Genomic DNA, 474 nt, shown 5'->3' with positions numbered 1-474 from the left:
GGCTCGGAGATGTGTATACGATACAGGCCTTAGGTGGCGACGGGGCGGGATTTGTGCTCTTTGTGCACCTGCAGCAATATGGCGATACCGCAGAGTGCAACAAAGAACAAGTTAAATACGAGATGTTCCGTCCAGCCCAGCTTTTGCAATACCCCGCCGCACGAGCAGGGTACATAGTCGCTGAACCGGGTAATGGCAATGATATAAGCCGTAAAAATAACCATGAGGGTATACGAACCATAAAGACCGTACAGGCGCATGCGTGGTATGGATACCAGCACCGCCAGTACGATCTCTAACGCCGGAATGGACCAGGCCACGGTGCCGGCAAACGCCGCCAGCAGTGGAGATTGCGACAGTTGGACGGTAAACTTGTCGTACTCCAGCAGCTTACTGAGCGCTGCATAGGTAAAGAGAATGATCAACAGAAAAACCGCGAGGTCTATTAATTTGTAACGATTCATAGGCCTGGTG

The 474-nt window shown here is 51.7% G+C and carries 1 protein-coding gene; it reads right to left on the bottom strand.

Annotated features, from left to right (window positions below):
• Window positions 1-29: 29 nt before the first annotated feature.
• Window positions 30-474: MauE/DoxX family redox-associated membrane protein (locus KK062_RS30015; RefSeq protein ID WP_254088077.1), on the bottom strand; the 445-nt coding region annotated here is incomplete at its 5' end.

The sequence above is a fragment of the Dawidia cretensis genome (assembly GCF_018598175.1).
GTDB classification, from domain to species: domain Bacteria; phylum Bacteroidota; class Bacteroidia; order Cytophagales; family Cyclobacteriaceae; genus Ohtaekwangia; species Ohtaekwangia cretensis.
This window is presented reverse-complemented; position numbering and strand designations above follow the sequence as displayed.